Source organism: Marivita sp. (assembly GCF_051859345.1).
Taxonomy (GTDB): Bacteria; Pseudomonadota; Alphaproteobacteria; order Rhodobacterales; family Rhodobacteraceae; genus Marivita.
Genome location: NZ_JBHYFV010000034.1, coordinates 29159 through 45766, shown reverse-complemented (window position 1 = coordinate 45766; position 16608 = coordinate 29159). Strand labels below are relative to the sequence as shown.

Genomic DNA, 16608 nt, shown 5'->3' with positions numbered 1-16608 from the left:
CCAAGATCGGTTTCGGTTTGCGGTGCCAGTCCGAGGTCTTCGAAAGACGCGCCATTGGCAAGGGACGCCGCGATATCTTCGGCCTGCACCATCAATTGTGCGGTTTGTTCGCGGGTGTCCCAGCCCTGACGGACCTGGTCGATCACATCTTCGATCGGCTGTGGCGCGGGCGGTTGGATGCGGTTGAGGCGCATGGCAAAGACGCCGCCATCCCCCAATTGCAGGACTTCGGGAAAATCACCTTCGTTGAGGTTGCCTGCCGCTTCGCGGAAGGCGTCATAGGCGGCGATTGCGCCATCGGCACCAGAGAACCAGTCGATCTGACCAAGCTGTGCTTCGGTGGTGTCGGCGATTTCTTCAAGTGTTGCACCGGCGGCGAGTTCATCGTCGATGGATTGTGCCAGCGTGTCGATCACGCGCCGCGCGCGGTCGAGTGCCAGTTCGCTGCGCAGATCGGGGCGGGCGTCCTCGAACGTGGTGCTTTGCGCATCGAGCACCGCGTTGATGCGAAAAAGCGCCGGGCCGAGATTGGTTGGCAACGGACCGACCACGTCACCGGTTTCGGCGGCAAACACCCCTTCTGCGGCGTCGCCCAGCGTGTCGCGGGTGACATCGCCCATGTCGACATCCGCCATTGCCAGGCCGCGTTCCTCGACCAAAGACTCGAAGGTCAGGTCATCGTCCAAGCGGCTCAGCGCCTCGGTTGCGGCGTCTTGCGTGCTGAAGATGAGGCGCTCGACAAGGCGGCGTTCGGGCAGGTTGAACTGGTCGAAGCGTTCGTCATACGAGGCGCGCAGGGCGTCTTCATCGACCTCGACGGTGTCGACGATCATTTCCGGCGTGATCCACGCATAGGTGATGTCGCGCAGTTCGGGCAGGGTGTAATTGTCGATATTGTCGTCGTAATAGGCTTGCAGATCGGCCTCTGACGGTTCCGGCAGGCCGGTCTGTAGGTCTGATCCGCTGAGCCGGGCCCAGGTAAAATCGCGGGTTTCGCCGGTATAGGACAGCAGCGTGTCGATATAGGTGTCGGGCAATGTGTTGCCTGCGATCAGGGCGCTTTGCAGGATGCTGCGGGACGTGTCATCGCGCAGCTGTTCTTCGAACTGCGCTTCGGAGAGACCCTGATTGCGCAGGGCGAAGCTGTAGGCTTCGCGGTTGAAGCCGCCATCTGCCCCCTGGAAGGACGGCACTTGCAAAAGCTGGTCCGCCACCACCGCGTCACCGACCGACAGGCTGATGCGGGACGCTTCGTTGTCAAGGCCGCGGGCGGTGATCAACTGGGCGAGCACCTGGCGATCAAGGCCAATGGACTGGGCTTCGGACATCGGGACGGCGCGCCCGGCCTGTGCGGCGAACGCGTTTATCTCGGTGCGCAGGTTGCGCAGGTAGGCGTCGGTTGTGACCTCTTTCTCACCCACGGTCGCGACGCTGCGCGCATTGCCCGTCAGGCTGGTCGCGCCAAAGCCTGCAAGGCCGATGATAAGAAGCCCCATCAGGATCCAGATGAAGGTCTTTGACAGCTTGCCTTTGCCCATGGCCATGTGGGTGTGCCCCTTGCTTCGTTGCGTTTTCGTGCGATGTGTCTACGCGGCAGGGACAGGGGTCGCAAGGGGCCAGTCGAGACTGGCCAGCCGGGTGAACAAAGTGGTGATCCCGTCGCGATCCACGTTGGCAAAGGCGACGCGGAACTGGCGCGCGCCGGACGGGTCTGTGGCGGGGGTGAACATGGTGCCGGGCAGGGCCAGCACGCCGATCTCCTGAACCAGTTTCGGGGCCAGTGTGGCGCTGCTTTCGGCAAAGGGATGTTCGAGATAGGCGAAATAGGCGCCGCACCCCATGAGCCGCCATCCCTTGGCTGCGATCAGGGGTATGTTGTCGTGGATCGCCGCACGCCGGTCGAGGATCTCGTCGCGCTCTCCGGCCAGCCAGTCGCCGAGATGTTGCAAGCCCCAAAGGGCCGCGTGCTGGCCCAGTTGCGACGGGCAGATGGCGACGGTGTCGAGGAATTTCTCGATCTCGGCCAAGAGCGCCGGGTTGGCGATGATCGCGCCGACGCGGTGGCCGGTCAGGCGGTAGGCCTTGGAAAAGGAATAGAGCTGGATCAGCGTGTCGTCCCAGGTTGGGTCCGACAGCAGGCTATGTGGCGGGTTGGGGCGACTGTCGAAATCGCGGTAGGTCTCATCGACGATCAGCTTGATCCCGGTCTCGCGGGCAAGGGTGAAGAACGCCTCGAGGGTCTCGGCAGGGTATTCGACACCGCCGGGATTGTTCGGCGTGACCAGGGCGATGGCGCGGGTCCTGGGTGTGATGAGCGCGCGGGCCGCATTGGCGTCTGGGATCAGATCGGGGCCGGTGGGCAGGGCGACCGCCGTCACACCCGACATGTCGAGCCACATCTTGTGATTGAAATACCACGGCGTCGGGAGGATGACGTCATCACCTTCGGTACACAGCGCGGTGATGGTGGCGGCAAAGGCCTGGTTGCAGCCCGAGGTGATGGCGACCTGATCCGGTGTGGTGGTCCCGGCGTAATGCGCCGACCATTGCGCGGCGAGCTCCTGTCGCAGGGTGGGCAGACCCAGAACCGGGCCGTAAAGATGGGTCTCGGGCCGTTCGAGCGCGTCGGCCATGGCAGCGCGCAGGGGCGGGGGTGGTGGATCGACCGGGGCGGCCTGGCTGACATTGATCAGCGGCAAGTTGTCCGGAAAGGTCACACCGTCGAGCCAGCGACGGGCCTCCATCACCGGGGGTGCAAAGGTGGTCTGGGTCCGTGAGGTCATGGCGGTCTATCCACATTGTGCGCCTTCGGCGCGCTTTTTGTTTGGTTTCAGGGGCTCTGCCCCTCGGCCTTTGGCCTCACCCCGAGGTATTTGAGGCCCAAAGAAACCGGGTCAGTCCGTCCCGCGATAAGGTTCGACATATTGAAGGGCCATGTCCCATGGGAAGAAGATCCATGTATCCTGGCTGACTTCGGTGATGAAGGTGTTGACCTGCGGGCGGCCCATCGGTTTGGCGTAGACTGTGGCGATATGGGCATTTGGCATGTGTTTGCGCACCACTTCCAGCGTGCGGCCCGTGTCCACGAGATCGTCGACCACCAGCACTCCGGTGCCGTCTCCGACCACCTCCATGTCGGGCGATTTGATCACCTTGGGTTCGGCCTGGGTCTGGTGGTTGTAGCTTTTGACGCTGATGGTATCGACCATGCGGATATCGAGTTCGCGCGCGACGATCATCGCGGGGGCCATGCCGCCGCGGGTGATGGCGACCACGGCGCGCCAGCCGCCGTTGTCGGGGCCTTCACCCTGAAGCCGCCACGCAAGGGCGCGGGCGTCGCGGTGCAGTTGATCCCAGCTGACGTGGAATCCTTTTTCGTGGGGCAGGCGGTCGGTCATGGCAGGCTCCTTTGGGGTGTCAGCGTCCGAACAGCAGGCGCAGGCCAAGTGCGCCAAGGATGACCGATGCGGTGCGGTCGATGATCGGTTTCAGGCGCAGGTATCCGGCGCGGGCTGGGGCGCTGGACAGGCAGGCGGCGAAGAGGGTGTAGACGATGAGTTCGACAGTCAGGTGATTGAAAACGATCAGGCTTTTCTGAGAGAGGTTCAGGTCGGGTGGAAAGATCACCACCAGCACGGCGCCTGCAAACAGCACGGATTTCGGATTGGCGGCGTTCACCAGCACCCCGCCGAGAAACGCGCGTGCGCCGGGATGTGCGCTGTCCGAGACGGGTGCGTTTGCGTGACGCCAGAGCTGTACCGCGATCCAGATGAGGTAGGCCGCCCCAGCGGTCTTGAGCACAACATAGGCCCAGGGCACCAGCGCGAAGACCGCGTTGAGGCCAAGCAAGGCGGCCCCGGTCCAGGTGGCGGCCATCACCGCAAGTCCCGCTCCGGTCGCGACACCTGCGCTGAACCCGCCGGCAACTGATTGGCGCAGCGCATAGAGCAGGGCAGGGCCGGGCGCGGCCATTGCTGCCAGCAGGGTCAGGTTGAACGCGATGAACTGTGCCGTTGTCACGGGGTTATTCCTTGGACATGTCCGGGGCGTCGACCGCTTTCATGCCGACGACATGGTATCCTGCGTCCACATGATGGGTTTCGCCAGTCACACCCGAGCCGAGATCGGACAGCAGGTACAGCGCGGATTTTCCGACATCGTCGATTGTCACGTTGCGGCGCAGTGGCGAATTGTATTCGTTCCACTTCATGATGTAGCGGAAATCGCCGATGCCCGAGGCGGCGAGTGTCTTGATCGGGCCTGCGGAGATGGCGTTGACGCGGATGCCGTCCTTGCCAAGGTCTTCGGCCAGGTAGCGCACGGAGGATTCCAGCGCGGCCTTGGCAACGCCCATGACATTATAATGGGGCATGATCCGTTCGGCCCCGTAGTAGGTCATGGTGAGGGCGGCGCCGCCATTGGTCATCATCTTTTCGGCACGCTGCATGATGGAGGTGAAGGAATAGACCGAGATGTCCATTGTCATCATGAAATTGTCGCGCGAGGTGTCGACATATCGGCCCCGCAGTTCCGACTTGTCGGAAAAGCCGATGGCGTGGACGATGAAATCGAGACTGTCCCAGCGGGTTCTCAGGCTGTCGAAAAGAGAATCAATTGACGCTTCGTCACCCACGTCACAGGGCAGAACGATGTCCGATCCAAGCTGTGCGGCAAGCGGATCGACGCGTTTTTTCAGGGCGTCACCCTGGTAGGAAAAGGCAAGCTGCGCACCGGCCTCGCCAAGTGCGCGCGCGATCCCCCATGCGATGGATTTGTCATTGGCCAGGCCCATGATAAGCCCGCGCTTTCCGGCCATTATTTCGCTTTTCATGGTGTCTTGCCTTTTTCTTGTATGGGTTCCCTTCGTTTAGGCGATGGACGCCTGCCCGGCAAGGCTGTCAATTGGACGGCCTGCGGGCATTCCCCAACTGACACGATCTAGGTGTAGACAACCCCTGGGATTGTCCGCTAGGGCGCACGTTTCTGCAGGAGGGTCACATGAGCGATCGCACAGGAATATTTTCGGGTGAGAACCCGTTCGGGATTGCCCGCGCCTGGCTGAGTGAAGCCGAGGTGTCAGAGATCAATGATCCCAATGCCATTGCGTTGTCGACGGTGGATGGCGACGGTATGCCGAATGCCCGCATGGTTCTGCTGAAAGAGATCGAAGACGATGCCTTTGTCTTTTATACCAATTACGACAGCCGCAAGGGTCAGGAGATCCAATCGGCTGGCAAGGCGGCTTTTGTGATGCACTGGAAGTCTTTGCGTCGCCAAATCCGCGTCCGGGGCACAGTCACGCGCGAAGATGGAGAAAAGGCGGACGAGTACTATGCATCCCGATCCTTGAAGAGCCGTTTGGGTGCGTGGGCCTCAAAGCAGTCGCAGCCTTTGGGATCAAGAACGGAATTGATGGCCGAGGTTGCAAAACTCACACCCAAGCTGGGCACCAACCCTGCAAGACCGCCATTCTGGGGAGGATTTCGCATCCATCCGACAGAAATCGAGTTCTGGGCCGATGGGGCCTTTAGGTTACATGATCGGTTCCGGTGGGAAAGAAATGGTAACGAAAAAACGTGGAATATCAAGAGATTGAATCCCTGACGCTCACGTTACATGAAATGTGGGGTTAGATTTCTGCTTGTTTTTCATATAGTTTGACCTTGCAAACCTCGTTTGGGACGCCAAAATTGGTGACGGGAATTTGATGTTGGATAAAAACTTGGAACAGTCACAAAAACCTGACGCACGCGTCTCAGGTCATGTGAAGTGGTTTGACCCGGCCAAAGGGTTTGGCTTTCTGGTCTCGGATGAAGGTGGGCCTGACATCCTGCTTCATGCAAACGTGCTTCGAAACTATGGTCAGGGCTCAGTTGCGGATGGCGCAAAGATCGAGGTGATCGTGCAGACCACTGGCCGTGGTTTGCAGGCGGTTGAAGTTGTCGATATTGCGCCGCCGGACCTTCGGGATGTTGCGCCGCTTGAGGATTTCGGCGGGGTGTCGCCCGAAGAGATCGCGGCAGCCCCACTTGAGCCTGCCCGCGTGAAATGGTTCGACAAGGCCAAGGGTTTTGGATTTGCGAATGTCTATGGCCGATCCGAAGACGTGTTTATTCATGTCGAGGTCTTGCGTCGGTCGGGCCTTTCGGATTTGTTTCCTGGCGAAGCGCTGGCGCTGAGGTCGATCGACAGCAGTCGCGGGCGCATGGCTGTAGAGGTTCTCGCGTGGGAAAGTGGTTTGGCCTAAGTGTTCTTTTTGCAATCGCCGCCTCGCAGGCGGCTGCAACCGAGGCCTGTCGCGATGACACTGTCTTCCTGAGAGGGGATTGGGGCAGCGCACGGATTTCCGTTGATGTCGCCGACACACCCGAACTGCGCAGCCGCGGGTTGATGTTTGTCGACTATATGCCGACGATGGCGGGCATGCTGTTTGTCTATGAACGAGAACAGACCGTGTCGTTCTGGATGAAAAACACGCTTATTCCTCTGGACATGATCTTTGCCGATGACGCGGGCGTCGTGCAGCGTGTGCATGAAAACGCGGTGCCGGGTGATCTGACCGGGATTGCGGGTGGGCAGGGCATCCAGTTTGTGCTCGAAATCAATGGCGGACTGGCCGAAAGATTGGGAATTGATGTTGGCACCGAGATGCGCCACCCGGCCATTCCCGAGACGAGTGCAAGCTGGGCCTGCGCGTCTTGAAGGCTTCGCGGAAAAAACCGCTTTTCAAATCAGAGTCCGGTCGCTAAACGACGCGACAGTCGGGGCGTAGCGCAGCCTGGTAGCGCGACGGTTTTGGGTACCGTAGGTCGCAAGTTCGAATCTTGCCGTCCCGACCATTTCAGAAAACCTTCCAACAGTGACCAAGCGTGCGGGTGATGCGCCTGTTCGGGGAATTCTTCCCGACGCTGGTTGTCCGTGTGATCTCTGCCACAGGGCGGCACTGCGCGGGATTCGGGACACCGTGCGCAATCGCGCAACACATCGTGGCAATTTGGCTTTATGAACCCCTTGAAAGCCTGTGGATAACTCTCTGTCAGCGCTTGTCTTTTCATCGCGGCACTTATCCACAGATCTATACACGGGTCATCCACACATGAATCGCTAGCTCTTGTGTCTTCCATGCCGGTCAACCCAAAATGTATGGCAAAAATTCCAAAAAACGTGTTGACGACTCCCTCCCATTTCCGCCAATTTGTGCGGGTCGGATCGCTCAACCACAACATATAGTGCTTAGGCCGACATCAGGGACGGGATTATCCGGGACTAGCTTTTGAGGCGCTTATGCCTGCGCGCACTGACGCTGCGGGTCCGGAAAACCCGTGCCTATCGAGGTCCAGACATGGGCCATGGGGTAGACACACATAAAAAGAGACCGGTGCGATGAAAATCGAAAGAAAATTTACGAAATCTGGGCAGGATGCATATGCGGGAATCGAATTTGTCTCGACCAAGTCGGAAATTCGCAATCCCGACGGGACCGTGGTTTTCAAATTGGACGATGTCGAAGTCCCGGCCAGCTGGAGCCAGGTGGCAAGCGATGTCATCGCACAGAAATACTTTCGGAAAGCAGGCGTTCCGGTCTCTCTGAAGAAGATCAAGGAAAAAGACGTGCCCAGCTTCCTGTGGCGCTCTGCTCCTGAAGACGACGACACTCCGCGCACCGGCGAAGCGTCGTCCAAGCAGGTGTTTGATCGTCTTGCAGGCGCGTGGACCTATTGGGGCTGGAAAGGCGGCTACTTCACCACCGAAGAGGACGCGCAGGCCTATTTCGATGAAATGCGGTTCATGCTGGCCACGCAGAAGGCCGCGCCAAACAGCCCCCAGTGGTTCAACACCGGTCTTCACTGGGCCTACGGCATCGACGGCCCGAGCCAGGGCCACTTCTATGTCGACTACAAGACAGGCGAACTGACCAAGTCCTCTTCGGCCTATGAGCACCCACAGCCCCATGCGTGCTTCATCCAGTCCGTGGCAGATGATCTGGTCGGTGAGGGCGGCATCATGGACCTCTGGGTCCGCGAAGCTCGCCTGTTCAAGTATGGTTCCGGCACCGGCACCAACTTCAGCTCGCTCCGCGCAGCCAACGAGCCGCTGTCGGGCGGCGGCAAGTCGTCGGGCCTGATGGGCTTCCTCAAGATCGGTGACCGCGCGGCGGGCGCGATCAAGTCGGGTGGTACCACGCGCCGCGCGGCCAAGATGGTGATCTGCGATGCCGACCATCCCGATATCGAGGAATTCATCAACTGGAAGGTCAAGGAAGAGCAGAAGGTCGCGTCCATCGTCGCCGGGTCGAAGATGCACGAAAAGATGCTCAACGCGATCTTCGCTGCCATCGGCACTTGGGACGGGGCTGAAGATGACGCCTATGATCCCAAGAAAAACAATGCCTTGAAGGGCGCAATTCGCGCAGCCAAAGGTGTGATGATCCCCGAGACCTATATCAAGCGCGTGCTGGATTACGCACGGCAGGGCTATAGCAGCATCGAATTCCCGACCTATGACACCGATTGGGATAGCGAAGCCTATGCGTCTGTCTCGGGCCAGAACTCGAACAACTCCATCCGGGTCACCAACGCGTTCCTCAAGGCCGTCAAGGACGATGCCGATTGGGAACTGATCCGCCGCACCGATGGCAGCGTTGCCAAGACGATCAAGGCACGCGACCTGTGGGAAGACGTGGGCCACGCGGCCTGGGCCTGTGCCGATCCGGGTATCCAGTTCCACGACACCGTCAACGAATGGCACACCTGCCCGGCGGACGGCGAAATTCGCGGCTCGAACCCCTGTTCGGAATACATGTTCCTTGACGACACCGCGTGTAACCTCGCGTCGATGAACCTGCTGACCTTTCTCAAGGACGGCGAGTTTCAGTCGGAAGACTACATGCACGCCACACGCTTGTGGACGCTGACGCTCGAAATCTCGGTGATGATGGCGCAGTTCCCGTCCAAGGAAATCGCGCAGCGGTCCTATGATTTCCGCACGCTGGGTCTGGGCTATGCCAATATCGGCGGTCTGCTGATGAACCTCGGCTTCAGCTATGACAGCGACGAAGGCCGCGCGCTTTGTGGTGCGCTGACGGCTGTGATGACCGGCGTGTCCTACGCCACATCGGCCGAGATCGCCGGAGAGCTGGGCCCGTTTCCCGGCTACAAGAAGAACGCCGATCACATGCTGCGCGTGATCCGCAACCACCGCAACGCGGCCTATGGCGCGACGGACGGCTATGAAAGCCTGTCGGTCAAGCCGGTTGCGCTTGACCACGCCAACTGCCCGGACAGCCGTCTGGTCGATCTGGCGATGGCAAGCTGGGACGAGGCGCTGCGCCTTGGCGAAAAGCACGGCTACCGGAATGCCCAATCCACTGTGATCGCCCCCACGGGCACCATCGGTCTGGTCATGGATTGCGACACCACGGGCATCGAGCCGGACTTCGCGCTGGTGAAGTTCAAGAAACTGGCCGGTGGCGGTTACTTCAAGATCATCAACCAGTCGGTGCCGGCAGCACTTGAAAAGCTGGGCTACGGATCGGCGCAGATCGAAGAGATCGTGTCCTACGCCGTCGGCCACGGCACCATCGGCAACGCGCCGGGCATCAACCACACCTCGCTGGCGGGTCACGGCTTTGGTCCGGCACAGCTCGAAAAGGTCGACAAGGCGCTCGCCGCGGCCTTTGACATCCGCTTCGTGTTCAACCAGTGGACGCTGGGCGAAGAGTTCTGCCGCGAAGTGCTGGGCATCCCGGCGGACAAGCTGAACGATCCCACCTTCGACCTGCTGCGCCACCTTGGCTTTACCAAGGCGGATATCGACGCGGCCAATGACCATGTCTGCGGCACGATGACACTGGAAGGGGCGCCGCATCTCAAGGTCGAACATTACCCGGTCTTCGATTGCGCCAATGCCTGCGGCAAGAAGGGCAAGCGTTACCTGTCGGTCAACAGCCACATCACCATGATGGCCGCCGCGCAGTCCTTCATCTCGGGCGCGATCTCCAAGACGATCAACATGCCCAATGACGCCACCATCGAAGACTGCCAGAACGCCTACGAACTGAGCTGGTCGCTGGGCACCAAGGCCAACGCGCTTTACCGCGACGGCTCCAAGCTGTCGCAGCCCCTGGCGGCGGCGCTGGTCGAAGACGATGAAGAGGCCGCCGAGATCCTCGAATCCGGATCGGTACACGACAAGGCGGTCACTCTGGCCGAAAAGATCGTCGAGAAGGTGGTCATCAAGGAGATCATCAAGTCGCAGCGCACCAAGATGCCGGAGCGCCGCAAGGGCTACACCCAGAAAGCCATCGTTGGCGGGCACAAGGTCTACCTGCGCACCGGCGAATACGAAGACGGCAATCTGGGCGAGATCTTCATCGACATGCACAAGGAAGGCGCTGGCTTCCGCGCCATGATGAACAACTTCGCCATCGCGGTGTCGGTGGGTCTTCAATACGGTGTGCCGCTCGAGGAATTCGTCGATGCCTTCACCTTCACCAAGTTCGAACCGGCGGGCATGGTGCAGGGCAATGACAGCATCAAGAACGCGACCTCGATCCTTGACTACATCTTCCGCGAACTGGCGGTCAGCTATCTGGACCGCACCGATCTGGCCCATGTAAAGCCCGAAGGCGCGTCGTTCGACGATCTGGGCCGCGGCGAGGAAGAGGGCGTGTCCAACGTCAAGGAATTGTCGGAAACCGCAGCGTCCCGCTCGCTCGAAGTGCTCAAGCAGATCAGCTCCACCGGCTACCTGCGCAAGCGCCTGCCGCAGGAACTGATCGTGCTCCAGGGCGGTCAGGCGGGGGCCGTGGCCTTTGGCGGCGGTGTCGATGCAGTGACCGCGCTCAACACGCTGGTGCCTTCGACCGGGGGAATGGCGACAGCCACTGTGGCTGCAAGCAGCACCTCGGCTCCGGCAATGGCCGCCGTGACCCGCGCCAAGATGCAGGGCTACGAAGGTGAAGCCTGCGGCGATTGCGGCAACTACACGCTGGTGCGCAACGGCACCTGCATGAAGTGCAACACCTGTGGTGGCACGAGCGGGTGTAGCTAACCCATAACCAGTCACGAGGCGGGTGCGCCCGCCTCTGACGCGCGTCGGGCCGCAGGCAAGATTATTCCGAGCGGTGTACAACTTGAGAGCTTGACGAGCGAAACTTCAAAGGGAGCCCCCGAGGCTCCCTTTTTTTCGCGCTTCTTTGGGCCCCAAATACCTCGGGGGAGGCCGAAGGCCGGGGGCAGAGCCCCCCTCAAAACACCGATCTGATCCCCGCTGCGTCGCGCAGGCGCGCACGGGCACGGGCAAGGCGGGACATGATTGTGCCGACAGGCACGTCCAGTTCCTCGGCCAGTTCAGACGGGGTGACACCCTCGAACCCCACCCGCCGCAACAAGGCACGGTCCAGGGCGGGCAGGTCGTCCATGCGCGCCAGCACTTCGGAACACAGGCAGGCCAGTGTGGCATCCTCGACCTGCGGTTCGAACGCCGTCTCCATCGGCGTTTCGCGCGCCATCCTGCGGGACCGCGCGGCAGCGGCGTGGCGCAGGGCGGTCATCATGTAAGGCAGGGGCTGGGTGATCGTGGCCCCGGCGGCTTCGCGTTCCAGCATGGCAAGGCAGACCTCGTGACAGAGATCCTCGGCATCCTGGGGGCTGCGCGACAGGCGGCGGGCGCGGGCGCGCAGGCGGGAAAGGTGATGTGTATCCATGACCACAGGTATGACAGCGGGAAAATCCCCGGCCAGTCCGGGGGTTTCCGCCGATGGCGGATCGGGGCCGGTTTTTGGCAACGGATTGCGCATCGCGCAGGCGGGTTTGGGCGGCTCGGCGCCACTGCCGATCCGGGTCGGGATGCCGGAACGGGTTTCGCGCTCATACAGGGTGAAGGTCGCAAACGCGGCGCTTCGAACCAAGGACCACAATGGAGACCGATATGAAACTGACACTGACCCGCCTGATCGCTGCAAGCCTTGTGTCGCTGCCGATGGCTGCGATGGCCGCCGACTATATGGCCGCCGACAGCAACCAGGACGGAATGCTGTCTCTGGAAGAGGTGCAGGCCATCCTTCCCGAAGTGACGACCGACACGTTCATGCAAGTGGACACCGATGGCGATGGGCTCGTCAACGCGGATGAACTGGCCGTTGCGCAAAGCGAAGGCCTGATGCCCGAAGCGGACAGCTGATCCTGTCCGGCTGCGCGGCCCCATGTGGTCCGCGCAGCCAAACTCTTCAAAGAGTTTGATGAAATCCTTTAAAGGATTTCAGTCGCTTACAAGTCGATCGTGATCTCACCATCGGGATCGGCCGCCCGCGATTGGCACAGGATGATCTGATCTGCCCGCTGCGCTTTGGACAGCACGAAATCCCGGTGTTCCACCGCGCCACTGACGATCCGAGCCTTGCACACCCCGCAAATCCCGTCCGAGCATTTCACATCCACCGACACCCCGTTCTCGTTCAGCACATCCGTGGCGGTCTTGTCTGCCGGCACGAGAAAGCTGCGCCCATCGGTGAGGTTGAGGGTGAAGGGATGGTTTTCGTAGTCCGGCAATTCCGGGACCGCAAAATATTCCAGATGTCTTGAGGATTCTGGAAACCCCCTTTTATCAGCAGCTTCCATGACGGCGTTCATGTAAAGATCTGGCCCGCAGGTATAGATGTGCTGACCCTCCGCATAATCTGGCAGGGTGGCGTGAAGATCGGCACGGCTGCCCTCATCGGTCACATGGATGTACACGTTGTCTGCCCATGGCGCGTTGATGAGATCGTCCAGATACCCGGCCTCGGCGCGGGTTTTCAGCGAATAGTGCAGGGCGAAGGGACGCCCCAGCGCGTGCAGGCGATGCGCCATCGCGATCATCGGCGTGACGCCGATGCCACCGCCCATCAACCATGTGAAATTGGCGTCTTCGACCAGCGGGAAATGGTTGATGGGTTTGGACACAAACACCCGGCGTCCTTCGACAAAGATCCGATGCAAAAGCGCCGAACCGCCGCGTCCCTGATCTTCGCGCAGCACGCCGATCTGGTAGACCGACCGATCCGCCGGATCACCAGACATGGAATATTGCCGCAGGTATTCCGGCGCCACGACCAGATCGAGATGCCCGCCTGCCGTCCATTCCGGCAGGTCGTGCCCGTCGACATGGCGGAACTCGTATTTGGTAACCGAGGGCGACATTTTCTCGACCTTGCTGACCACAACCGGGACAACCGGGCTGTCGGCAGTGTCTTTTCGGCGGTGCAGGTGGGACGTGTCGCCTTTGGCCAGCCGCGCCTTGTGCTCCTCCGCGCTGACCATCTTGCTGTAGGCGTCGATGCCCGCTTCCCGGTCCATCGGATCCGGGTAGGGATAGGGATGCGGCGCCAGCGGCGCGGGGTAGACGGCCAGCGTCTGGTCCTCGTATTTCAGGTTCAGGTCTTTCTGCAGGTCGCGCGCATTGACCGGATGGTGGGTCGGCGCGTAGCTGCCGTTGTCCTGCAACTCCAGATCCCACCACCATTTCTTGACCGGGTTCAGCCCGCCACGGCCTGCGACATCGTCCAGCCTGGCCAGAATCGGCGCGGCTTGGGGCAGGGTCATCGCGACCTTGCGGAACGGTTTTTCGGCGAACAGCCCTTCGAGGTTCCACGGGCAGGTCTTCATGCAGCGCCCACACATCGCGCCGCCTTCGGTGGTGATGCGGTAAGTGGCGCATTTCTGGCTGTCGGATTTCCAGATCTCGTAGCCGTTGAACATCCTTTTCGGCCCGGCGGTGATGGCCCCGGACGGGCATTCGCGGGCGCATTTGTTGCAGCTTTCGCAGAAGGTTTGCAGACCGAAATCGATGGGCTTGTCATGCGCCAGCGGCATGTCTGTGGTGACGACGCCGGATTTCAGGCGCGGCCCAAGGAACGGGTTGAGGATCACCTCACCGATGCGGCTGACCTCGCCCAGACCCGAGAGCAGCAGAAGCGGCGGTTGAAGGACTTCGCCATCCAGCACCGTATGCGCCTTTGCACTGTAGCCCAGATTGCGGATTTGCTTGGCCAGCACGCCGCCCAACAACGAAAAGCGCAGGTAGGCGCGCATGGATTGCGCGACGCTGATCCAGTCGTCGCCCGACGCGCCGTCCATTGTTTCGTAGCCCTGGTCGATGATGATGCTGATGGCCTGATCGTGGGGTGGGTCAATCACGTCACCGCGCGCGTCGTGGCTGTACCAGGTCCAGTCCGGGCAGCGGCTGATTCCCAGCGCATCGACTCCCAGCCAATAGGCGGTGGCCTTGATCGCGTCGGCGTTGCTTTGCAAGTTTGCAGGCCGTGGGCCGTTTTCGGGCGGTCCGTCTTGCAATAACACAAAGGCTCCGAGCATGCGCCGCTGTGCCGAAGACGGGGCCGCCTTGCGGGCATAGTAGCCGCCTTTTGCCCCGTCCTGAAGTTTCTTGCCCATGTCCCCGAACTGCGCACGGGCGAACAGGTCGGCGCGTTTGGGCACGCGCGGGACATTGGGTTCGTCGATATAGGTGGTCGGCGTTTCAACGCGTTTCAGGGTTTCGAACGGATGCGGACCATCGACATAGCGGCGGCTGTCGAACGGGTTGGAGTTGAGTCCGGAGCGCGCCGAATTGGTGCCAAGTTTCCACGCCAGACCTTGGGTCAGCGATTTGGGCTGGTCGGGGGACAAGGGCGCGTCATGGGCGAGGTCGAAAGAGGTTGTTACAACCGCGACGCCAAAGCGGTCGCCCAGCCACGGATTGACCACCCGTCCGGTTGAACCGTACGCCAGACCGGCCGCAACCGAACAGGTGTTGAGATCCACATCGGTGCTGGTGGCGGAGTGCGCCTTGGCGTCCCAACCCAGCAGGCGGATGTAATTGGCGATCACCACAGCGGTTTCGGTCGCCCGCAGGCACGCGCGGTGGGCTTGCGCGTCCGAGATCCATTCGATTCCGCACTCACCAGGTTTCGGGTCGCGGGGGATTTCGTAGAGGAACACCAGCGCGGTGTGATGGCCGTCGATGGAGCTGGGGGGCGCGTCCATCGATTCTTTGAGATCGGCCATGATCATGTCGATGCCTGACGCGAGCGTCTTGGTCTGTCGGGTCTTCAGATCACTGGACAAACGGTCGATATCGGGGTTCTGACGCGGTTCGGACAGACGCGCTGCGGGAAGCAAGGGGCCGATGCCGACCATCGTTGCGTCTGAAAAATATCCAAACGCTTTCAGATGGTTGGCGCGTTCTGTTGCATCATCTGGGCAGGCGGATCGGGCCTTGTTCACGAATCCGTCGCGGATCGCGTCCATCATGGCCTGATAATCGGCCATGGCGTTGATGATGGAGGCGGGATCGTCGGGGCGATGAAAGCTCAGACCGGGATGGGGCGGGATCGTCGCAGGGTCGGGCATCGGACCGCGCACGGCGCGTTCCAGCGGGAACGGACCCAGATGCACCGGCCGGTTTTTGTCAGAAAAGAACCGAAGCCCCATGATGTCCTCCCCAATGGCGCATGCTGGCGCGCATGGCGGAGTGCATCATTCTGCGCTCAAGACTGCAAGGCATGAAAATCCCTGAGTGTTTTCCCGGCCTCATCCACAAACAGCCCCGGCAGCGGCGTCAGGTCGGCCACCCGGTCCATTCGGAAGGTTGCGAACGCCTCGTCGGTTTCATCCCAGACGACGCAGGTCCAGATGCGCCCCCAGTAATCAAGATGGAGCGGCCGCACGGTGTGCATGGTTGTTTCATCCTCAAGCTGTAGACGAAGTTTCTGGCGCGCGCGGATGGCCTTGCGGAAGGCGGGCATGTGACGAAAGCCCTGCGCCGCTTCGGCAAACGGGTATGTGGCAAACCCAAACCGCGCAGAAGGGGCACCCGCATCTTCGGGCAGCACGGCATCGATCTTGTCCGCCAGGGCGCGGGCGGCCTGGGCCAGATCATCGGTGTCCGCCTCACCCACAGCGGCCAGGCCGATATGCAGCGCCTCCAGTTCCTTATGTGTCAGGTTCAGAGGCGGCAGGGTGATCATGGCGCGCGCGGTATAGCCGGACCCGCGCGCGCCCTCGACCGGCACGCCAGAGGTGGCAAGCGTATCCATGTCGCGATAGATCGTGCGGATCGACACGCCCAAGTCCTGCGCCATCGCTTCGGCCGTGTGCAGATGCCCGTCCTTGAGACGTCGCATCAAGGCATAGAGTCGATCGCTGCGTTTCATCTGATTCCCTTGCTCTGAGATGCGGTGATACTGACAAAAACCTGTCAACTGACAAGCTCTTGACAAAAATCACTTCCAAAACCCGAAATTCAACCCTGTTTGGCGCTTTTCCGCAGGGTCCAAACGCATTAGAACGGCGCAGTCAACACGCGCCGCATTGCGGCGTCACATAGTTAGGAGAGAGCCATGCTCAACAATATCGGCCTTCCCGGCCTTCTGCTGATTGCCGTTGTGGTGCTGGTGCTGTTCGGCCGCGGCAAGATTTCGTCCCTGATGGGCGAAGTGGGCAAGGGGATCACCGCCTTCAAGAAAGGCGTGAAAGACGGCAGCGAAGAAATCGAACAGGCCAACGCGGACGAGGCGAAAGACGTCACGCCGCAGACAGAGTCTGAGTCCAGCAAGGACAAGGTGTAAGC

At 61.0% G+C, this 16608-nt stretch carries 14 protein-coding genes and 1 tRNA gene; 7 read left to right on the top strand and 8 right to left on the bottom strand.

Translation table 11 applies throughout. The annotated features are described in order from the left end of the window. The 5 genes from ACTIEN_RS17570 to fabI form a co-directional block, all read right to left on the bottom strand. Positions 1 to 1544, bottom strand: a 1544-nt coding sequence (locus tag ACTIEN_RS17570) for a SurA N-terminal domain-containing protein (RefSeq protein ID WP_439524452.1), incomplete at its 3' end; no start/stop codon positions are given. Between the two features lie 42 nt (positions 1545 to 1586). Then, positions 1587 to 2783 carry an aminotransferase gene (locus tag ACTIEN_RS17565; RefSeq protein WP_439524451.1) on the bottom strand — a complete coding sequence of 399 codons (1197 nt, stop codon included), beginning with the start codon at positions 2781 to 2783 and terminating at the stop codon, positions 1587 to 1589. A 111-nt stretch (positions 2784 to 2894) separates the two neighbouring features. Then, positions 2895 to 3398, bottom strand: coding sequence for a xanthine phosphoribosyltransferase (gene gpt, locus ACTIEN_RS17560; protein WP_439524450.1), 504 nt, complete (start codon positions 3396 to 3398; stop codon positions 2895 to 2897). Positions 3399 to 3417: 19 nt separating this feature from the next. Then, entirely contained in the window at positions 3418 to 4020 is a 603-nt protein-coding gene (locus ACTIEN_RS17555) for a LysE family translocator (protein ID WP_439524449.1), read from the bottom strand. Positions 4021 to 4024: 4 nt separating this feature from the next. Next, positions 4025 to 4831: an enoyl-ACP reductase FabI gene (gene fabI, locus ACTIEN_RS17550; protein WP_439524448.1), complete on the bottom strand. Its 807-nt coding sequence runs from the start codon at positions 4829 to 4831 to the stop codon at positions 4025 to 4027. Between the two features lie 167 nt (positions 4832 to 4998). Here fabI and pdxH point away from each other — a divergent pair, with 167 nt between their 5' ends. The 5 genes from pdxH to ACTIEN_RS17525 all read left to right on the top strand — a co-directional run bounded on the left by pdxH (position 4999) and on the right by ACTIEN_RS17525 (position 11052). After that, the gene (gene pdxH / locus ACTIEN_RS17545; RefSeq protein WP_439524447.1) at positions 4999 to 5604 is read left to right on the top strand and encodes a pyridoxamine 5'-phosphate oxidase; all 606 of its coding nucleotides are present in this window, start codon (positions 4999 to 5001) and stop codon (positions 5602 to 5604) included. A gap of 118 nt (positions 5605 to 5722) precedes the next feature. Then, on the top strand, positions 5723 to 6247 hold the full coding sequence (locus ACTIEN_RS17540; protein ID WP_439524446.1) for a cold-shock protein: 525 nt from the start codon (positions 5723 to 5725) through the stop codon (positions 6245 to 6247). Further along, entirely contained in the window at positions 6226 to 6702 is a 477-nt protein-coding gene (locus tag ACTIEN_RS17535) for a DUF192 domain-containing protein (protein ID WP_439524445.1), read from the top strand. Before ACTIEN_RS17540 ends, ACTIEN_RS17535 begins: the two co-directional genes overlap by 22 nt. A gap of 60 nt (positions 6703 to 6762) precedes the next feature. Then, positions 6763 to 6839: transfer RNA gene (locus tag ACTIEN_RS17530), tRNA-Pro, on the top strand. Positions 6840 to 7383: 544 nt separating this feature from the next. Beyond that, complete coding sequence (locus tag ACTIEN_RS17525) at positions 7384 to 11052, top strand: vitamin B12-dependent ribonucleotide reductase (RefSeq protein ID WP_439524444.1); 3669 nt, start codon at positions 7384 to 7386, stop codon at positions 11050 to 11052. Between the two features lie 196 nt (positions 11053 to 11248). On the opposite strand, the gene ACTIEN_RS17520 is transcribed toward ACTIEN_RS17525, so the two are convergent. Further along, positions 11249 to 11944, bottom strand: a complete 696-nt coding sequence (locus tag ACTIEN_RS17520) for an RNA polymerase sigma factor (RefSeq protein WP_439524443.1) — start codon at positions 11942 to 11944, stop codon at positions 11249 to 11251. Between ACTIEN_RS17520 and ACTIEN_RS17515 the strand changes: the two genes are divergently transcribed. Then, positions 11932 to 12183: a hypothetical protein gene (locus ACTIEN_RS17515; RefSeq protein ID WP_439524442.1), complete on the top strand. Its 252-nt coding sequence runs from the start codon at positions 11932 to 11934 to the stop codon at positions 12181 to 12183. The two genes, ACTIEN_RS17520 and ACTIEN_RS17515, sit on opposite strands and share 13 nt — an antisense overlap. An 86-nt stretch (positions 12184 to 12269) precedes the next feature. Here ACTIEN_RS17515 and ACTIEN_RS17510 read toward each other — a convergent pair whose 3' ends face one another. Both ACTIEN_RS17510 and ACTIEN_RS17505 read right to left on the bottom strand, forming a co-directional pair. Next, entirely contained in the window at positions 12270 to 15470 is a 3201-nt protein-coding gene (locus tag ACTIEN_RS17510; RefSeq protein WP_439524441.1) for a reductive dehalogenase, read from the bottom strand. A 56-nt stretch (positions 15471 to 15526) separates the two neighbouring features. Further along, positions 15527 to 16192, bottom strand: coding sequence for a helix-turn-helix transcriptional regulator (locus ACTIEN_RS17505; RefSeq protein ID WP_439524440.1), 666 nt, complete (start codon positions 16190 to 16192; stop codon positions 15527 to 15529). 186 nt (positions 16193 to 16378) lie between these two features. Here ACTIEN_RS17505 and ACTIEN_RS17500 point away from each other — a divergent pair, with 186 nt between their 5' ends. Beyond that, positions 16379 to 16606: a twin-arginine translocase TatA/TatE family subunit gene (locus tag ACTIEN_RS17500; RefSeq protein ID WP_439524439.1), complete on the top strand. Its 228-nt coding sequence runs from the start codon at positions 16379 to 16381 to the stop codon at positions 16604 to 16606. The last annotated feature ends 2 nt before the right edge of the window (positions 16607 to 16608 follow it).

What these genes read in the sequence shown, in the direction of transcription:
- ACTIEN_RS17565 (WP_439524451.1), bottom strand. Translation starts at nt 2,783, where the DNA reads ATGACCTCACGGACCCAGACCACCTTTGCACCCCCGGTGATGGAGGCC.
- gpt (WP_439524450.1), bottom strand. Translation starts at nt 3,398, where the DNA reads ATGACCGACCGCCTGCCCCACGAAAAAGGATTCCACGTCAGCTGGGAT.
- fabI (WP_439524448.1), bottom strand. Translation starts at nt 4,831, where the DNA reads ATGAAAAGCGAAATAATGGCCGGAAAGCGCGGGCTTATCATGGGCCTG.
- pdxH (WP_439524447.1), top strand. Translation starts at nt 4,999, where the DNA reads ATGAGCGATCGCACAGGAATATTTTCGGGTGAGAACCCGTTCGGGATT.
- ACTIEN_RS17525 (WP_439524444.1), top strand. Translation starts at nt 7,384, where the DNA reads ATGAAAATCGAAAGAAAATTTACGAAATCTGGGCAGGATGCATATGCG.
- ACTIEN_RS17515 (WP_439524442.1), top strand. Translation starts at nt 11,932, where the DNA reads ATGAAACTGACACTGACCCGCCTGATCGCTGCAAGCCTTGTGTCGCTG.
- ACTIEN_RS17510 (WP_439524441.1), bottom strand. Translation starts at nt 15,470, where the DNA reads ATGGGGCTTCGGTTCTTTTCTGACAAAAACCGGCCGGTGCATCTGGGT.
- ACTIEN_RS17505 (WP_439524440.1), bottom strand. Translation starts at nt 16,192, where the DNA reads ATGAAACGCAGCGATCGACTCTATGCCTTGATGCGACGTCTCAAGGAC.
- ACTIEN_RS17500 (WP_439524439.1), top strand. Translation starts at nt 16,379, where the DNA reads ATGCTCAACAATATCGGCCTTCCCGGCCTTCTGCTGATTGCCGTTGTG.